We start from the raw sequence: 18,490 nt of genomic DNA, 5'->3' as shown, positions 1-18,490 counted from the left end.
ATTATATAAGTATAATCTTTATGTGGAAAAGAGGGGTATATAATGGAAGTAACAAGTAAAACAGAATCTGTTGTTGTGAAATATGAAGGGCGCGTAGCAACGGTTATGGTCAATCGTCCAGAGGTTTTAAATGCATTAGATGAACCAACGTTAAAAGAGTTATTACAAAAGTTGAAAGAAGTGGCGGAAAGTTCTGTTCACGTTGTTGTTTTATGCGGAAGTGGCCGTGGTTTTTCTGCGGGTGGAGATATTAAATCAATGCTTTCAAGTAATGATGAAAGTAAGTTTGAAGGCATCATGAATACAATTTCTGAAATCGTTGTGACGTTATATACGATGCCGAAGCTTGTTATTAGTGCAATTCATGGGCCGACTGCTGGGCTTGGATTAAGTATTGCATTAACAGCTGATTATGTCATGGCAGATATATCATCAGTTATTGCGATGAACTTTATTGGAATCGCTTTAATTCCAGATGGTGGTGGCCATTTCTTCCTTCAAAAGCGCGTCGGTGAAAATATGACGAAGAAGATCATTTGGGAAGGGAAGAAATTATCAGCGACAGAAGCGCTAGATATCGGTTTAATTGATGAAGTAATCGGTGAGGATTTCCAAACGGCTGTGGAGCAAAAAATTAATGAATGGTTACAAAAACCGATTAAGGCGATGATCCAAACGAAACAAATTTTATGTGAAGTGAATCGCTCTAATTTAGAACAAACGCTGCAGCTTGAAAAACGCGGTCAATATGCGATGAGACAAACAGCGGATCATAAAGAAGGTATTGCTGCTTTTCTAGAAAAACGTTTACCAGCATTTAAAGGGGAATAAAGTGAAACTTTAATCCGTGGGTATTTGTTTATCCCCCGCGGATTATTAGTCTTACTGCTTGTTAATTCGAGATAAAGGGAAGAAAGTGCTAACACATTTTAGTATAATTGTGTTAGCACTTTTTTTAGGAGTAATAAATGAAGAAAATTATCGGTGTTATCGTTATGATTTTACTTACATATTATGCTTTGCATAGTACACCATCTCTTGCGGTACGGACTGCATTATTCTTTGAAGGACATCCAACTGTTGCTTTCTCTGGTGAAGTGAAGAAAGAACGGGATGTGAAAAAAGAGGCGATTCCTGATGAGTATCAAACCTTATACGGCGATAAGAAAGAAGAACCAGAGCATTACTTCTTTCCGGTAGTAAGGGCGCACGGATCAGGAATTGATATGTTAAGTGCTTGTGTGAAAAAAGAGTGGTTTTTCTATAAAGCAGAGCTTGGGTGTTATTAAAAGTGGGAGGAAAAGTGATGTCAACTTATAACAGATTAGTAAGAGATCGTGTCCCGGAGAAAATTTTAATGTCTGGAAAAACATATACAGCACAAAAATTAACAGGACAAGCTTACATACAAGCGTTAGCGAAAATTGGTACAGAAGAAATTCGTGAATTTGCTTCGATGAAAGAGCGTGAACATGCGCTAGATTCACTTGCAGATGCACTTGAAGTTATTGTTTCATTAGCGCGCGCAGAAGGTGCAACAATTGAAGATATAGAGCGTATTCGTAAGCAGAAAGAAGAAGAGCGCGGCGGATTTACAAGAGGGATTTATTTGATGGACGTTTCGGAAGAGTAGTTTTATAGTAAAAGCACAGCGTTAATGCTGTGCTTTTTTGTCATTAAGATTAGGGTAAAGTGAATTTTATTGCAATTTAGAAAATTAAACTATATTAGTAGAGGTTTTATAGTAATTTCTGTATACTAAATAGTAGAAAAAGCGAGGGGGAAACGACAGTGGCACATCATGCGAAAGAAACGATGGAATTGATTAAAGAGCTTGTCTCTATTCCGAGTCCATCTGGGAATACGACGAAAATTATTAATTTTATTGAAAACTATGTAAGTGAGTGGAATGTAGAGACGAAGCGTAATAATAAAGGCGCTCTTATTTTAACGGTTAAAGGGAAGAATGATGAGCAGCATCGTTTATTAACTGCACACGTTGATACGTTAGGTGCAATGGTGAAAGAAATTAAGCCTGATGGCCGTCTTAGTCTATCTATGATTGGTGGATTTCGCTGGAACTCTGTAGAAGGGGAATATTGCGAAATTGAAACGTCAAGCGGTAAGACGTATACAGGTACAATTTTAATGCATCAAACTTCTGTCCACGTGTACAAAGATGCAGGGGAAGCGAAGCGCGATGAGAAAAACATTGAAGTTCGTATCGATGAGCGTGTGTTTTCAGCAGATGAAGTACGTGGGTTAGGAATAGAAGTAGGAGACTTCGTTTCATTTGATCCACGCGTTCAAATTACAAAGAGTGGATACATAAAATCACGTCATTTAGACGATAAGGTAAGTGTAGCAATTCTATTAAAACTAATTAAAAGATTGCAAGATGAAAAGGTAACATTGCCATATACAACACATTTCTTAATTTCTAATAATGAAGAAATTGGGTACGGTGGAAACTCAAATATTCCAGAAGAAACGGTAGAATATTTAGCAGTTGATATGGGAGCGTTAGGTGATGGACAAGCATCTGATGAATATACAGTATCCATTTGTGCGAAAGACTCTAGCGGTCCATACCATTACGCTTTACGTAAACATTTAGTTGAATTGGCGAAAGCGAACGCTATTGAATATAAAGTGGATATTTATCCATATTACGGATCAGATGCATCAGCTGCGATTCGCGCCGGATTTGATGTGAAACATGCGTTAATTGGAGCTGGTATTGATTCTTCTCACGCATTTGAGCGTACGCACGAAAGCTCGATTGCACATACAGAAGCGCTTGTTTATGCATATGTAATGTCTAATTTAATTGGAGAATAATTTCATAGCAAATAGAGAGGGCTGATTGAAAATATTATTTTTAATCAGCTTTTCATTTTGGGGACAAGATGAAGAAACTATTGATAGGCAGTATCGTTGTAAGTTTAGCGTTAAGTGGATGTTCTCAAGAAAGTTCAGGGGGAATTTTTTATATTCATAAAGGGAAAGTACTCGAAGTGAAAATTGGCGAAGGTGATCTAGGTATTGCAGGAACTTGTTTTAAAGCTTTAGATAAAGGGAAGTTTCTTATTGGAAATTAGGATAACGGAGAAGGAATACGGTACTTTTCGACTTTCCAAACAAATCTTGAGACGGGAAAAGCAGAAAGGATCGATCAGATAAAGCTTCCTTTGGAGGAAGGGAATATATATGTTAAAGAAAATTTTAAATAATACATTAGGAAAAGCGATTAGAGTAATATGTACTAATCGCTTTTTTATATACATTCATTATCAGTTATATATATGCGGTTTTTGTTATGTGAAGGGAAAACGTATTTACTATACATATATAATGTTATAAACTATGAAAGGATTAATTATTAGTTAATATTTTATAGTTAGTTTCGTGGGAATAATTGTATAAATATGAAGTTTCGAGAGGAGATTTATTTTTCATGAAGTACAAAGCAATAGTCGCAGGTATATTAGCAGCAAATTTACTAGCACATCCAATTAGTAGTTTAGCAGAAACGAAGAAATTTCCCGATGTTTCAGACAATGCGTGGTCAAAAGACGCAATTTATTATTTAGTAGAGAGAAATGTAATTAATGGTATGCCAGATGGTAACTTTATGCCACAAGGAAATTTAACACGTGCTCAGGCGGCAAAGATTATCGCAACAGCAATTGGCGTTAAAGTGGATCCAAACGTGAAGCCATCTTTTAATGATTCAAAAAATCATTGGGCAGCTCAATATATTGCAGCGATTGAAAAGAAGGATATTATTAAAGGACGAGGACCAGGAGTATTTGATCCTGAAGGGCAAGTAACTCGCGCTGAAATGGCGGCTATGCTTGTAAGGGCATATGAATTGAAAAGCCAAGTAACAGGACCAGTTCCCACAAAATTCGCTGATTTAGAAAATCATTGGGGTAAAGAAGAAGTAAATATTTTAGTAGAATTAAAACTTTCTTTAGGTACAGGTGACGGCTGGAAACCAGATAATTCTATTACGCGTGAACAGGCAGCTCAGCTTACTGCTCAAACAGATAAATTTGGAAAGAATAGTAATCGTCCAGTAGAAACAAAGAAAATATATATGGATAGAAAATTCATTACATATCACGGACCATCATTAACATCTGGGATTAGTGCAAATCAGCATGATCCACAAATGGTTGAAGTAAAAGAAGAGCGAGATGGATGGATCAAAATTGCAACAAGTAACGGTGATAAATGGACACCTTTAGTAGAGAAAACAGAAGCTATTAATGAAGGATTCACTACATATGCAGGGGCTTCCCATACTTCTAAAGTACTAGGTACATATGGAGCACAACAAGTAACTGTTATTGAAGAAAGCGGTAGCTGGATTCGCATTCGTACAAATAGTGGTTTCCAATGGGTTGATAAAAATCAATTGAACCCAGTGAAACAAGGGAACTTCTTAGAAGGAAAAGCGATTATTATTGATCCGGGGCATGGCGGGGTTGATCCAGGGCATTCTGGTGTGAAAATGGATGAAAGTGCTATCGTATTAGATACATCTTTACGCGTACAAAAACTATTTGAACAAAAGACACCATTTACTGTTTTATTAACACGTGATGATGATACACGTCCAGGAAATACCCCTGGTGAATCTTTGAAAAAACGTATAGAATTTGCGCAAGAAAATAAAGGTGATATTTTTGTAAGTATTCATGCGAACGGATTTAATGAACAAGTAGAAGGAACGGAAACATTCTACTACAAATCAGCAACAAATCCAAACTCAGAAGAGAGCCGTGTACTAGCAGAAAAAGTACAAAAACGTTTAGTACAAGCACTTCAATCAAATGATAGAGGTGTAAAAACAGAAGACTTCTATGTAGTGAAATACAATACAATGCCTGCTATTTTAGCTGAACTAGGTTTCATCGATGCTAAAGGCGAAGGTGAAAAACTAGCTACTGAAAAATGGAGACAACGTGCAGCAGAAGCTATTTACGCTGGTATTCTAGATTACTACGAAGCGATGGGTAATGACGTATCTTCTTACCGTTAATAAATAGAGAGAATGATAGAAGAGATTGCTGAGAGGCAGTCTCTTTTATTTATTAAATGAATTATAAAGGTTTCTCTTTATTTCGGGCATGTGATATCATTTAATTTTATATAAATAGTATTCGAGTAATTGTAATCATAACAATTTAAAATGATAAAGGATGATCATAGATTGAATAATCATAGTAAAACACCTGCATGTATATATACGTATGCGTTTCGCGAAGAGGAGCGTGCTTTATGTTACTTGGAAATGCGCTCGTTCTTTGGGATGGAGTCTCACGTTAATATTTTGAAAAGTGAAGTCAAGATTGCTCCGAGTAGAAGTCCGTTTATTAAAGAGCGCGTTGAGGTTATGTATGAAGGAGACGACTTAGAAAGCATCTTGAAACAAGTGGAACAAATTGACTTGGCGGGAGCGACGTTCAAAGTCATCTTCGTTAAAATTAATGACCTTGTTGGAGAAAATAAAATTGAATATGGGGACAGACGCCTTATTGAACGAGACCTTGGCATGCATATTGAAGGAGAAGCGGATGTTCGTAATCCAGAGCGTGTATTCGGGATTGTTCCTCTTGGAGGACGCTGGTACTTCGGACACTATGTAGAAAGTGATCCGGTTTGGTATCATCATATAAAAAAACCGCATAGCTATTCGACATCACTGAGCACACGTGTTGCTAGAGCTGTCGCAAATATCGCTGTGCCAAACCCAGATGGAGTGCGAGCAATTGACCCGTGCTGCGGTATTGGAACAGTAGTAGTAGAAGCACTTTCTATGGGGATTAACATCGTTGGTAGAGATATAAATCCACTTGTAGTTCTTGGAACGAGAAAAAACATCGCACATTTCGGGTTTGAAGGAACAGTAACAAAAGGCCCAATTGAAGAAATTACTGAGAACTACGACGTCGCAATTATCGATATGCCGTACGACCTATTTACGCACGCAACACCAGAAGATCAACTCTCGATTCTTTCAAGTGCGCGCCGCATTGCAAAAAAAGTAGTCGTTGTCACGATGGAAACAATGGACGACATGATTCATGAAGCGGGATTTGAAATTACAGACCGCTGTATCACAAGAAAAGGATCATTTTCTAGACAAATTCTTGTTTGTGAATAGGAAAGGTCACCCGTTTATTAAATTAATAAATTACAGGATAGTTAGTCCATTATGAGGCTGATTATCCTTTTTTATTTACATAATGAATGAAATAAATAAAGGATGTGGAAAGACGAGAAACTAAATGCATTGGACAACCCTTACTGGACGTGTCGTGCTAAGGGTAATTGTCCATTAGCAGTAGAGCCCCCTTGCTTTACAACAAACGACGGAAAACCTTGTTTTGACTTAGCAGTTGGTATGACAAGATTTGATGTAAAAAAATATGAGCTGCATATAGAAAGTGCAACCAAAATGATTGAAGCTTCAAAGGAATATGGTCGCCAAGATATGGTCGAAGCAAACGAAAAGAACTTAGAAAGATACAAAAACATTTACGAAACGATTAAAAACGGAAATGTCATTTTTGGACGTTTTGAACGTGTGAAGAGACAGTTAGAGGGCAAGAAAAGGAAAGGTGTTAAACATGGATAATTTTAATCGTGAAGAGCAATTGAGGCAGCTACACGAAAAAAGAAATCAAACAACTAAAATTAAAGTTGAGGAAGCTATTAAACGCTTATTTAACAACAAATACAAAAACTCCATTTTGAATAAAGATTGATCAAAATGGAGTTACTCTTTTTAGCTAAGTATGAGATTTTTATAAAAAAGTTTGATTATTTTACTGAGCCTTAATGAATAATATTTCAAGAATACCAATAAAAAGCATAATCAGTCATAACTGAAGAATCACCCAACTGATGTAACATAGCTGAAATATTCCCTCTATGATAGGTTCCATGATTCACAACGTGTAAGACCATTTCAGATATACTTGTTTCTCTTAATCCTGCCCATGGATTATCCAACATTATTCTCTTTTCCATATCTTCCTGTCTGTTCAAAAAGGTTTTAAACCGGGATGTTAAAGTGTGAAATTCCGTTTCTAAGTCTTCAATGGGCAGTTTCTCAATCTTTTCTTGAATTTGAAATGAAGATTGCATTGCTTCGTTCATACTCTGACCCTCGAGGGTATTAAGCCATCCATATTCCACCAAATAGAGATGCGATAAAACCTTTGAAACAGAAGAAAAGACACTTTTCATTTCCTTTTGATATTTCTCAGGAGAAAGTGTCTTAAGATGATCAATAATCCGTTGATTTGCCCATACATGATAGCTATATAGATTTTCTACATGATTGGCCATACAATCGCCTCCTTATCATCACGTTTTTTAATGTTATTTATCAGAATGAATTATTCCTTTAAATATTATTACTTATCTGATGAGATCTTCAACTAACCTGCCCCGTTAGTTGAAGTACATTTCTTCACAATGTTTATCGTTAGATTAAAATAAATATCCAACAAGAAAACATCAAACTTTATTATAAATAATCAATCTTTTTTACAAAGCTACACTTGTGACAAAAAAGCTTATTTTATCGTTTTGGGGTAATTCTGAATTCTTAAGTTGATGGGCATGCCTGTTTGGGTGACCTTTTTTTAGTTTGTATCAATGTGTGATTAGTTGGTAGTTTAGATGGGTGATTTGCCGGGATTTGTTGAATAGACGATATATCTCGAGAGTAATTTTGTTAGTAAATTACTCTTCTTTCGTTGTCTCTTGTTGTGCGATTAATAAATTGCGTAATACGTGTGCGCGGTAACTTTCTAGTTTTCGTCCTTCATGATAGCGAACACCTAATTTTTTAAGCTCAGCTACGTACCAGCCCTTTGTTCCGTAATACATTGGATCACTTCCTTTTTTCTTTTGAACAGTATATGTGGCGAGGTAAGAGAATTTTCTTTTTTTATTCATGAAATTTGCGAAAACGAACATTGAATATTCAGTCTTATTGTATTATGATTAACTTATTATCGGATGACAGTGATTAGCCTCTCTGTAAGCCCGGGTTTACTTTTGTTCAATTGAATAGCGGAGCTTCTTTCCACTTGAACTTCCTTAGCAGGAGGACGAGCCATACGGATAGAGACAGTAAAATCCAATGTAAATGTGTACATTGTTTTTCTGGCTCTTTTTATTTTTTAGTCAAAGTAGGAGGGGATTTTTAGAAAGCGTTGTCAATGGAGTATGGTGCACGTTCACGCTAATGGAGGGGCTGGTGAATTGTTTGGCTAAAGAGAAAAAGGAGTTACAGAAGGATTTAAAAACTCGGCATATAACAATGATTTCAATCGGCGGGGTTATCGGTGGTGGTTTGTTTGTAGGAAGTGGAACGATTATTCAATCGACGGGTCCAGCAGCGATTTTGTCCTATATTATCGGCGCTTTAATGGTTGTGCTCGTGATGCGGATGTTAGGAGAGATGGCAGCGGAAAATCCTGATAGCGGTTCTTTTGCAACGTATGCGAACAAAGCAATTGGGCCGTGGGCAGGGTATACGATTGGGTGGTTATATTGGTTTAACTGGGTCATTATTATCGCAATTGAAGCGGTGCTTTTAGGCGTGATGATTAACAATTGGTTCCCGTCGGTTCCAGCATGGCTGGCGAGTTTATGTATGGTCCTTTTAATGACGATGACGAATGTATATTCAGTAAAACTCTACGGTGAGTTTGAATATTGGTTAGCGTTTATTAAAGTTGTGGCGATTGTTGCGTTTTTAATTTTAGGAGTTTCGATGTTTTTTGGATTTGTTCCAGGAGTGGAGAGACCGAGTCTCGCTATGGTTACGGAAAATGGAGGCTTCTTCCCGAATGGAATTGTTCCTGTCTTACTGAGCGTTGTATTTATTTCTTTCTCTTTATCGGGAAGCGAAGTCGCCGCGATTGCAGCCGGGGAATCGGAAAATCCAGAGAAGAATGTTATACGAGCTATTAATAGTGTAGTATGGCGCCTTATGCTTTTCTTCGTAGGTTCGGTAACGATTTTAGTTATGTTTATTCCGTGGACGGATAAGGAGTTATTAAAACTTCCGTATGCAAGTTTATTTAATATGGCAGGGGTACCTGCAGCCGCAGAAATTATGAACGGTGTTGTATTTTTATCACTACTTTCCGTTATGAACTCAGGTATATATACGAGTTCGCGTATGTTATTTTCACTTGCTAAAAAAGGCGATGCTCCGGCTAGTTTCTCACGGTTAAATAGTAGAGGGACACCGGTTGTAGCGATCTATGCAAGTATCGTATTTGCATTTATTTGCGCGATGTTGAAATTTATATCTCCTGATAAACTGTTTGCGTTTTTAGCGAATAGTTCAGGCGGGGTAACGATGCTTATGTATATGTTCGTTGCCGTTTCACATGTCAAGTTAAGACGAGAAAGGGAAAGAGAAGGGGCTGGAAAGCTGAAAGTGAAAATGTGGTTATTCCCTTATCTCACATATGCAACGCTTTTAATGATTATTACGATATTTGTTTCACAAGCATTTATAGAAGATATGCGTATGCAGTTTTACATGACATTATTAGCTACGATTCTAGTAATAATAAGTTATTTTTTAAGAGTTAGAAAGTTCGATAAGCAAAAGTTGAATGATTTTACGATTATAAAAGATTCGGAAGTTAGCATAGAAAAAGAATAAGAAAAGGGGTAATGTTCCATGTTGAAAGAGAAGAAAGATATTACAACTACAAAATCTAGCATATTACATGAAAGAAGAAAAAATGCGGTGCCAGAAGGGCCTTACAATATTACAGAGTTGTATGTGCAATCAGCAAAAGGAGCGATTATTACTGATATAGATGGTAATGAGTTAATCGATTTTGCGGGCGGAATTGGTATGCAAAACGTCGGGCATTGTCATCCGAAAGTAGTAAAGGCGATTCAAGATCAAGTGGAATCTTCTATTCATAGTTGTTTTCACGTAGCGCCTTATGAAAGTTATATTGCATTAGCTGAAAGACTGAATGAGTTAACGCCAGGTGATTTTAAGAAAAAAACGATGTTTGCGAATAGTGGTGCAGAAGCAGTAGAAAATGCGGTGAAGATTGCGAGAAAAGCTACTGGAAGAAGCGCGATTGTTTCGTTTGAGCGTGCATATCACGGACGTACACTTTTGACGATGTCACTGACAAGTAAAGTGAAACCGTACAAGCATGGATTTGGGCCGTTTGTATCAGAAGTATACAAATTACCATATCCGTACTATTACCGCGCTGAAGAAGGAATGACACCAGAAGAAGTAGACGCGCAAATTTTAGCGTATTTCGAACGCTTTATGTTAGAGGAAGTAGCAAGTGATAATATCGCTGCGATTATTTTGGAACCGCTTCAAGGAGAAGGTGGATTTATCGTTCCGACGACTACGTTCATGCAAGGTGTTCGAAATATTTGTGATAAATATGGAATTATTATGATTGCGGATGAAATTCAAACTGGTTTCGCTCGTACGGGTAGCTTATTTGCAATGGATCATTTCGGCGTAGCTCCTGATTTAATGACTTTTTCAAAATCAATCGCTGCTGGAATGCCGCTGAGCGCGATAACAGGAAGAGCGGATTTGATGGATGCACCTGGGCCAGGTCAATTAGGTGGTACTTTCTCAGGAAGTCCGGCTGCTTGCACGGCTGCATTAGCTGTTTTAGATGTAATCGAAGAAGAGAATTTAGTAAATCGTGCTGTAGAAATTGGCGAGCGCATGATGGAAGTGTTTAATAGCTGGAAAGATAAATACGAACTAATTGGTGATGTCAGAGGCCTTGGTGCTATGACTGCAATTGAGCTTGTAAAAGATAAAGAGACGAAAGAGCCAGCAGCAGAAGAGGTTAAAGCGATTATGAAGGAAACGCATAGTAAAGGGGTCATTACGATAAGCGCTGGTATTTATAGTAATGTACTTCGCTTCTTGCCGCCTCTCGTTATAACAGATGAACAGCTTGAAGAAGGGCTTACTATTTTAGAAGCTGCTATTGCGAAACTATCAAAATAAAAACGGTGGGGGCAGGGGAATGAGGTTTTTCAATTATATAAACGGTGAGTGGAGAGAACCTTCTACGAATGCATACGTGAAAAATTATAATCCGCATAACGGGGAAGTACTAGGTGAATTCCCGTTTAGTTCAGTAGAAGATACACGAGTAGCAATCGCATCAGCGAAAGAAGCGTTTCATAAATGGCAAAAGTTATCGTTTCAAGAAAGAGCGAGCTATTTATGGAAAGCGGCAGCTATTTTAAAAGAAAAGGTAAATGAAGTTGGCCGGGATGTAACAAGCGAAGAAGGAAAGACGATTGCGGAAGGAATAGGAGAGACGAAGCGGGCGATTAGCATTCTTGAATATTATGCAGGGGAAGCAAATCAGCCGATCGGAGAGCTCATCCCGTCTGCTAATGAAAGTACAATGCTCTATAGTAAACGTGTAGCAGTAGGACCAGTCGGATTAATTACGCCGTGGAACTTTCCGATTGCAATTCCAGCGTGGAAAATGGCGCCGGCACTTATTTACGGAAATACGATTGTCATTAAGCCGGCCGAAGTTACGCCAAAATCGGTGTACCATCTTGTAAACGCCTTTCATGAGGCAGGCATTCCAGCAGGCGTTATAAATTGTGTATTCGGAAAAGGCTCTGAAGTTGGAGCAGAATTAACGGGAAATCCGGATATAAAAGCGGTATCCTTTACTGGTTCTAATTACGTTGGAAACATCATTCAAAAAGCAGCGGTTGAAACTCAGAAAAAAGTACAATTAGAAATGGGCGGAAAAAATCCGTTAGTTGTATTAAAAGATGCCGATATTGAAAAGGCGGTAAGTATTGCGATAAAAGGTGCGTTTATGTCAACAGGGCAAAAATGTACTGCAACAAGTAGAGTAATAGTCGAAGAGGACATTTATGAAGCGTTCAAGGGTCGACTGTTGCAGCGCACGGAAGCTCTTACAGTTGGGAACCCGCTAGAACCGGATACATTTATGGGCCCATGTGTTTCCAAGGGGCAGCAGCAATCTATTTTATCGATGATTGAAGTAGGAAAAGGAGAGGCTTCTTTACTGTATGGAGGCAGCGTGCCAGGCGAATCTGAACTGCAGCGAGGCTGTTATGTTTTACCGACTATTTTTGAAAATGTCGATAAAGATGCACGCATTGCGAGAGAAGAAATTTTCGGTCCAGTTATATGTTTATTTAAAGTGAATAGTTATGAAGAAGCAGTTTCTTTAGCGAATGATACAGAATACGGACTAAGTGCATCGATTTGCACGAATAATTTAAGTTTATCGCAAAGGTTTATTGATGATATGGAAGTCGGAATGGTACACGTGAATTCAGAAACTGCAGGAGCAGAACCACAAGTTCCGTTTGGCGGAATGAAAAACTCTAGTGCTGGACCGCGTGAACAAGGAAAAGCGGCGAAAGAATTTTATACAAGAATAAAGACAGTATACGTAGATCAAGTATAAGCGATAAAAAACATAGTAACGGAGGATGAAATATGCGTAAAGGGACATTTTTTATGGCAGGACATTCGAGACTTCCGAAAGGGATGGCTGTTCGCAGTATGTACGAGACACTAACAATTACAATTGAGGCAGATCATAAATATCATGTCATTATTGAAGCGTCATGTACGCTTGCGACAGAGCATGGTAGAGACTTCGTCGCTCAAATGTTGAGAGGACATAGTTTGCAAGATGGTATTGAAGAAATCGTTCAAGATATTATGGACCATTATCAAGGAAAAGCGCAAAATGCTATCGTTAGTGCGGTAAAGGATTTACATCGCCAATACGTAAGTTATGTAAATGATGAACAGCCCAGAGGAGAGTACGAGGAAACAACACCATAAAAACTGTCTAGTTTATCCCGCATTAACGCGCAGTAAGATCCCCACCTCACAAACGTAGCTGGAGATCAACTGCCCGTAAATGCCCGATTGGTGAAACTAATAATCAGTGAGGATGAACTACGTCCCCACTGATCAAAGTTTCACTTTATCACCGTAAACGAGAGCCAGTTGTATTTCCGTTAACGCGGGATACGACTGGCTTTTTATATTGAGGAGGCAAGGAATATGAAAAAGTTAAATGAAGTTCAAGTTGTAAAACAAGAGACGAAAAAAAGAGGATGTGCGGAAAGTAAGAGGATTTGTAAAATGTGTAAAGTATGTCGAGAAAATAATAAAAAACGAATTGACAGTTAGAATATTATGAATTATTATTTAATTAATAAGATCCATACGAGAAATTAGCCTTCTCTATATTCGATCTTGCTTTCCTGTTTTACAAATATTTTCATACAAACTGTCTATTATTATTGTACTTTAAGAGATTAAAGAACACTCGTAATTATGAGCCAGTTGTACGTTTCTACGATTTTATGTCGTGGATGCGTATGACTGGCTTTTTCGATGTTAGGGCAGTAAGACCGAATCTCAGCATAAGAAGATAAGGATAACTGTCTGTAAAAAACGTCAATAAGTTCTTCATATTTAAATTAGGGAGGAATTGAAATGTCGATTATTACAGAACAAAGTACGAAGATGAAATTTGCAAAGAAATATGAGGGATATGAGATTGTTCCTCATCCAGAGCATAAGCGTTTATACCATATTGTGTTAAATCAGCAATTGCTTAAGCAGTTTTTTGAAGAGGTAAAAGAGCATTCAGAGCAGTCATTACAATACATTCCTTATTCTCGGTTTAATCTTGCTGATGGAATGAGAAAGATTTTTGGGCAATCATTTATGGATAACATTCGCGGCATTGTTCATGACCGTGAAACGGGCGGATTTACAATTGGGGTACAAGGTGAAACGGCAGATCCAGCAGACTACGTGAAATTTGCAACAGCGTTAACACATTTAATCGGGGAGCCAAACTTTGATGCAATGACAGGAACGTATTATGCTAGATTTAATGTGAAAGATACAGATAGCAGTGATTCTTACCTTCGTCAAGCATACCGATTGTTTACACTTCATACAGACGGTACATTCGTTGATGAACCGACAGATTGGCTTCTTATGATGAAAATTGAAGAGCAAAATGCAGTAGGAGGGGAATCCCGTTTACTACATTTAGACGATTGGGAAGATCTTCAGAAATTTAGAAATCATTCGCTCGCATCTGTTAAAGTTACGTATAAAGCACCACCAAGTAAAAATGCGCAAGAAATCGTCTATCGTGAAACGTTTTTTGATGTGAATAACGCACCATGTATTTGCTTTATTGATCAGTTCGCTTATCCAGATAATATTGAACAAGCAAACTATCTGAAAGACTTATCATATTCTGTTGAAAACTCACCAGCAACACATGCATTGAAATTACCAATTGGTGACTTAGTTCTGTTAAACAATTTATTTTGGATGCACGGAAGAGCTGCGTTTGAGAAAAATAAAGATTTATATAGAGAACTAATGCGTCAACGTGGTTGTTTTTCTAAATAATATGTACGGCGGGTCTCTCAAGGAGACCTGCCTTTTATACTATTAAGGGGGAAGTAGGATGTATGACTTTATAATTATTGGCGGAGGAATTGTTGGGCTTTCAACTGGAATGGCTTTAACGAAAAAATTCCCTCGTGCGAAAATCGCGATCATTGAAAAAGAAAAGGAACTTGCACATCATCAAACTGGACATAATAGCGGAGTAATTCACTCTGGAATTTACTATAAACCAGGGAGTTATAAAGCGAAGTTTGCCAAAGAAGGAAATGCAGCTATGGTTCAATTTTGTAAAGAAAATGACATCGCTTATGACATGTGCGGAAAAGTAATTGTCGCTACAGAAAAGGACGAACTTCCTCTTTTACATAACTTATATGAAAGAGGCTTACAAAACGATTTACATATTGAAAAAATAGGTAAGGAAGAATTAGCTGAAATTGAACCTCATGTAAAGGGACTTGGCGCAATCCGTGTTCCTTCTTGCGGGATTGCTGACTATAGAGGAGTAAGTTATGCATTTGCCCGCTTGATTCAAGAAAGCGGTGGGGAAGTACATTTTGGAACAACCGCAGAGCGTATTACTGAGAAGAAAGACGCTGTAACAATTGAGACGAATCAAGGTGTATTTAAAGCGAAATTTCTCATTAACTGCGCTGGATTACATAGCGATCGTATTGCGAAAAAGACAGGAATATTAACGGATATGAAAATTGTTCCGTTTCGTGGTGAATATTACGAACTTGTCCCAGAAAAACGCCATCTTGTAAAACATTTAATCTATCCAGTTCCAAATCCAGAATTCCCATTTCTAGGTGTTCATTTCACAAGAATGATAAACGGAGACGTACATGCAGGACCAAATGCAGTATTAAGCTTTAAGCGAGAAGGCTATACGAAAACGGACTTTGATATTAAAGACTTCATGGAAACAATGACATACACAGGCTTTTGGAAAATGGCGATGCCAAATATGAAAGAAGGCATAAAAGAAATGGTGCGCTCATTTAGTAAACAATCATTCCTAAAAAGCTTGCAGCACCTAATACCAGAACTTACAGAGAAAGATATCGTGCCAACCCATGCAGGTGTAAGGGCACAGGCTATATTATCAAACGGAAATATGGTTGATGATTTCTGCATTATCCCTGGCATCAATTCTTTGCATATTTGCAACGCACCATCTCCGGCCGCAACGGCTAGTATAAAGATTGGTGAGGAAATTGCTAAGCAAGTGCCGGATGTGGTGGCGGTTAGGGTTTGATGGATCCCCCGGGTTTCGGGGGATTTTTTTGTTGGGGTTAGGTGTGTGGGTTTGAAATAAAGTTACGATGTTGCTAAAAAAGATGCAAAAAACAAATAGAGCTACATCACTTTGTTAAGTTAAATTAAGTAGTCGCCCTTATAATAGAGAAGTCCGCGCTATTATAAGGACGAATTAGTGCATTCTTATTTCCTTCCACTCAAAATCATTGCATTTCCTAATACTTTTTTGTTCAATAAGAGTTTTGGTAACTCCATTTCTTCAGCAAGCTTGTAGCTATTCAATTCAGATACACCATGTTTCTTTAAGACATTTAAGAGCTCTTTTTCATCTCCAAATATTTTTTCATCCATAAATAAATCTAAGAAAACAAACTCGCCACCAGGTTTTAATACTCTTAATGCCTCATTAATTACTTCAGTTTTATTTTCTCTATCTTTTACTTCATGAAATGTTAGACAGCTTACAATTATATCAAATTCATCATCAGTAAAAGGGAGTTCTGCAGCACTTGCTTTCAGAAAATCAATTCTATCAGAGACCCCTTCTATTTTCAGCATTCTGTTGGCATTGGGATTTGGAATATTCCCAATTTCCGCCCCAATAATCAATTCCAGTTAGAAAGGACTTAGGAAAAGTCTTTGCCAGTTTAATAATCAGTGAACCACTACCGGTTCCTATATCTAGTATTTTTCCTTTTTCATCCCAATTCACTTTGGCAACAATTAAATCATGTATTTTTGACTGATAATTCCCCCCAACTGCTGCAAATTGGTAAACTGAATAAGAAAGTATAAATGCTATATAAATAAAAGGTAACGCAAAAATACCTGACAGGATTCGCAAATATAAATTAACAGGTAATAATGTTACTAAGAGAAGAATGAGTGAAATAACCAAAAAAATAATTAGTTTGTAAATTCGTATCCAAGTTTGATATTTCGTTTTTGCTTTCAACATATTAGCCATCCTTAAATAACCTATCTTTTGTTTGCTATAATTATATAGGAAAGCAATAATCCTGTCTTATAGTTTTAAGTACATTACTTCATAATGTTCATCTGTTTTAACATTAATATCCAATTATTTCAGAAGAGATCCTCCACAATCTGGCCCGTTTGTTGCAAAAGAAAAGGAGGTGCTACAGCACCTCCCAAGAACGAATATGTGGCTTGAATTCCACAATGAATCTTATGCACTATGAATAAATGACTTTTTTATTGGCTTATGAACACATACACTACTGATTAACGCTCTACTTCATAAGTAATCCCATACTTTTTCAGCTTCTTATATAAGTTAGCCCGGGACATGCCTAACTTTTTCGCAGCGATGCTTTTGTTTCCGTACGTGTCTTCGAGAGCTTGTATAATTCTGGTTTTTTCTAAGTTCTTTTTCTCATCAGTGAGTGAACGCTCTGTATGATGAACAGATTTTTGCGAAGGCAATAGCTGCAAAATATTTGCTTCCCGTATTTCTTTCCCGTCATGAAGGACAATTAATCTTTCTATTATATTGCGTAGTTCGCGAATATTACCCGGCCAAAAATATGTATGTAGCCTGTTCATTGCTTCTTGATGAACGAATGGAGCGGGCTTGTTATATTTAAAAGAAAATTCCTTTAAGAAATGATGAGTTAAAAAGGAAATATCGTCTGTTCGCTCTCGCAGCGGCGGGATGTGCGCCGTAAAAACATTTAATCTATAAAACAAATCAGATCGAAACGTTCCGCTGAGCACCATGTCTTCTAAAATACGATTCGTTGCAGCAATAATTCTTACGTTTATTTTTTTCGGCGTTTGCCCACCAATTCGGTAAATTTCTTTTTCTTGTAAAGCGCGAAGTAGCTTCACTTGCATATCAAGCGGGAGCTCGCCTACTTCATCTAAAAATAAAGTACCGCCATTTGCTAATTCTAACTTTCCTGCCTTTCCGCCCTTAGCGGCTCCAGTATATGCTCCGGATTCATAACCAAATAACTCACTTTCAAATAGGGCGGCAGGAATAGCGCCGCAATTAATCGGGATAAAAGATTGCTTACTTCTCAGGCTTGCTTCGTGAATAGCCTGGGCAAATAGCTCCTTCCCAACACCGCTTTCTCCTGTAATTAAAATCGTCGCATCGGTTTTCGCTACCTTTTTCATGTTGTGGATTATGTGCTGAAGTGTTGCGTTACTTCCTTTAATCGTGCTGAAGGGGTCATCTTGTTGATGCTGAATCATTTGCTTTAATTGTTGTAATTCTTCAGAAGTAGAGGATAATTTTTCATTTAACTTAATCGTTACGGTAATATCTCTTTCTACAGACATAGAACCAACTAATTCGTTGTCGTCGTTATAAATAGGAGTCGTACTAATTAATACGTGCTTATCTGGCCGAGGAAGATGATAAATATCCCGGACCGGTTGCCCGCTCTTAAGAACTTTTAAATTCATAATATCTTCTTTTGAAAAAAACTCTTGCACATTCTTTCCGATAATATCTTCCTTTTTAATGTCATACATTTTTTCTGCTGCCTCATTCCAGTACAACATAACGCCCTTCGTATTTACGATAGAAATCGCTTCTTCCACGTAAGAGAGGAGTGTATGCAACGTTGGAACTGCAAAGTTATCGAATTGTTTCATAACGTGGCCTCCAAAAGAATTTATCCCGTAATAATGAGTAGGGGATTTATAAAAAAGTAGACAGTGGTATACAGATTTGTTGCCAAAAGGATACAC

Annotated in this window: 17 protein-coding genes and 2 pseudogenes; 15 read left to right on the top strand and 4 right to left on the bottom strand. The window is 37.6% G+C overall.

Annotation, left to right across the window (positions count from 1 at the left end; all coding sequences use genetic code 11):
• Positions 1-42 precede the first annotated feature (42 nt).
• The 8 genes and pseudogenes from NSQ47_RS27520 to NSQ47_RS27485 all read left to right on the top strand — a co-directional run.
• Positions 43-831, top strand: a complete 789-nt coding sequence (locus NSQ47_RS27520; protein WP_341038875.1) for an enoyl-CoA hydratase — start codon at positions 43-45, stop codon at positions 829-831.
• 137 nt (positions 832-968) lie between these two features.
• On the top strand, positions 969-1,289 hold the full coding sequence (locus NSQ47_RS27515) for a hypothetical protein (protein WP_070141060.1): 321 nt from the start codon (positions 969-971) through the stop codon (positions 1,287-1,289).
• Between the two features lie 17 nt (positions 1,290-1,306).
• A complete protein-coding gene (locus NSQ47_RS27510) occupies positions 1,307-1,633 on the top strand; it encodes a nucleoside triphosphate pyrophosphohydrolase (protein ID WP_002159106.1) in 327 nt (108 codons plus the stop codon).
• Between the two features lie 158 nt (positions 1,634-1,791).
• Positions 1,792-2,841: a M42 family metallopeptidase gene (locus tag NSQ47_RS27505; RefSeq protein ID WP_131231741.1), complete on the top strand. Its 1,050-nt coding sequence runs from the start codon at positions 1,792-1,794 to the stop codon at positions 2,839-2,841.
• Positions 2,842-2,909: 68 nt separating this feature from the next.
• Complete coding sequence (locus tag NSQ47_RS28305; RefSeq protein ID WP_207391259.1) at positions 2,910-3,101, top strand: hypothetical protein; 192 nt, start codon at positions 2,910-2,912, stop codon at positions 3,099-3,101.
• Positions 3,102-3,457: 356 nt separating this feature from the next.
• The gene (locus NSQ47_RS27495; protein WP_341038869.1) at positions 3,458-5,050 is read left to right on the top strand and encodes an N-acetylmuramoyl-L-alanine amidase; all 1,593 of its coding nucleotides are present in this window, start codon (positions 3,458-3,460) and stop codon (positions 5,048-5,050) included.
• A gap of 171 nt (positions 5,051-5,221) precedes the next feature.
• Positions 5,222-6,175 carry a TRM11 family SAM-dependent methyltransferase gene (locus NSQ47_RS27490; RefSeq protein ID WP_002159101.1) on the top strand — a complete coding sequence of 318 codons (954 nt, stop codon included), beginning with the start codon at positions 5,222-5,224 and terminating at the stop codon, positions 6,173-6,175.
• A gap of 102 nt (positions 6,176-6,277) precedes the next feature.
• Positions 6,278-6,649, top strand: a pseudogene (locus NSQ47_RS27485) (tyrosine-type recombinase/integrase); the annotation flags it as partial.
• 215 nt (positions 6,650-6,864) lie between these two features.
• Here the strand turns inward: NSQ47_RS27485 and NSQ47_RS27475 are convergent.
• Both NSQ47_RS27475 and NSQ47_RS27470 read right to left on the bottom strand, forming a co-directional pair.
• Positions 6,865-7,365: a DinB family protein gene (locus NSQ47_RS27475; RefSeq protein ID WP_078173986.1), complete on the bottom strand. Its 501-nt coding sequence runs from the start codon at positions 7,363-7,365 to the stop codon at positions 6,865-6,867.
• A 399-nt stretch (positions 7,366-7,764) separates the two neighbouring features.
• Positions 7,765-7,980: a YflJ family protein gene (locus tag NSQ47_RS27470; RefSeq protein ID WP_033710642.1), complete on the bottom strand. Its 216-nt coding sequence runs from the start codon at positions 7,978-7,980 to the stop codon at positions 7,765-7,767.
• 304 nt (positions 7,981-8,284) lie between these two features.
• Between NSQ47_RS27470 and NSQ47_RS27465 the strand changes: the two genes are divergently transcribed.
• The 7 genes from NSQ47_RS27465 (at position 8,285) to lhgO (ending at position 15,767) form a co-directional block, all read left to right on the top strand.
• Positions 8,285-9,709 carry an amino acid permease gene (locus NSQ47_RS27465; protein WP_341038865.1) on the top strand — a complete coding sequence of 475 codons (1,425 nt, stop codon included), beginning with the start codon at positions 8,285-8,287 and terminating at the stop codon, positions 9,707-9,709.
• Between the two features lie 18 nt (positions 9,710-9,727).
• Positions 9,728-11,056 carry a 4-aminobutyrate--2-oxoglutarate transaminase gene (gabT, locus tag NSQ47_RS27460; protein ID WP_341038862.1) on the top strand — a complete coding sequence of 443 codons (1,329 nt, stop codon included), beginning with the start codon at positions 9,728-9,730 and terminating at the stop codon, positions 11,054-11,056.
• Positions 11,057-11,075: 19 nt separating this feature from the next.
• Positions 11,076-12,518 (top strand): aldehyde dehydrogenase family protein, encoded by a 1,443-nt coding sequence (locus tag NSQ47_RS27455; RefSeq protein WP_341038860.1) that lies wholly within the window; start codon positions 11,076-11,078, stop codon positions 12,516-12,518.
• Positions 12,519-12,550: 32 nt separating this feature from the next.
• Positions 12,551-12,904, top strand: a complete 354-nt coding sequence (locus tag NSQ47_RS27450) for a DUF3870 domain-containing protein (protein ID WP_002159096.1) — start codon at positions 12,551-12,553, stop codon at positions 12,902-12,904.
• Between the two features lie 225 nt (positions 12,905-13,129).
• Positions 13,130-13,258 carry a hypothetical protein gene (locus NSQ47_RS27445; protein ID WP_265176587.1) on the top strand — a complete coding sequence of 43 codons (129 nt, stop codon included), beginning with the start codon at positions 13,130-13,132 and terminating at the stop codon, positions 13,256-13,258.
• Between the two features lie 309 nt (positions 13,259-13,567).
• Positions 13,568-14,506 carry a glutarate dioxygenase GlaH gene (gene glaH, locus NSQ47_RS27440; protein WP_002114772.1) on the top strand — a complete coding sequence of 313 codons (939 nt, stop codon included), beginning with the start codon at positions 13,568-13,570 and terminating at the stop codon, positions 14,504-14,506.
• 58 nt (positions 14,507-14,564) lie between these two features.
• Positions 14,565-15,767, top strand: a complete 1,203-nt coding sequence (gene lhgO, locus NSQ47_RS27435) for an L-2-hydroxyglutarate oxidase (protein ID WP_341038855.1) — start codon at positions 14,565-14,567, stop codon at positions 15,765-15,767.
• Between the two features lie 185 nt (positions 15,768-15,952).
• On the opposite strand, the pseudogene NSQ47_RS27430 reads toward lhgO, so the two are convergent.
• Together NSQ47_RS27430 and NSQ47_RS27425 are read right to left on the bottom strand one after the other, a co-directional pair.
• Positions 15,953-16,727: pseudogene (locus NSQ47_RS27430) on the bottom strand (class I SAM-dependent methyltransferase).
• A gap of 287 nt (positions 16,728-17,014) precedes the next feature.
• Complete coding sequence (locus tag NSQ47_RS27425; RefSeq protein ID WP_341038853.1) at positions 17,015-18,394, bottom strand: sigma-54 interaction domain-containing protein; 1,380 nt, start codon at positions 18,392-18,394, stop codon at positions 17,015-17,017.
• Between the last annotated feature and the right edge of the window lie 96 nt (positions 18,395-18,490).

Origin of the sequence: Bacillus sp. FSL R10-2780, from assembly GCF_038006125.1 — a bacterium.
In the GTDB taxonomy this organism is placed as follows: Bacteria; Bacillota; Bacilli; order Bacillales; family Bacillaceae_G; genus Bacillus_A; species Bacillus_A cereus_U.
The sequence above is the reverse complement of the archived record's forward strand: the minus strand, read 5'-3'. Positions and strand labels throughout refer to the sequence as shown.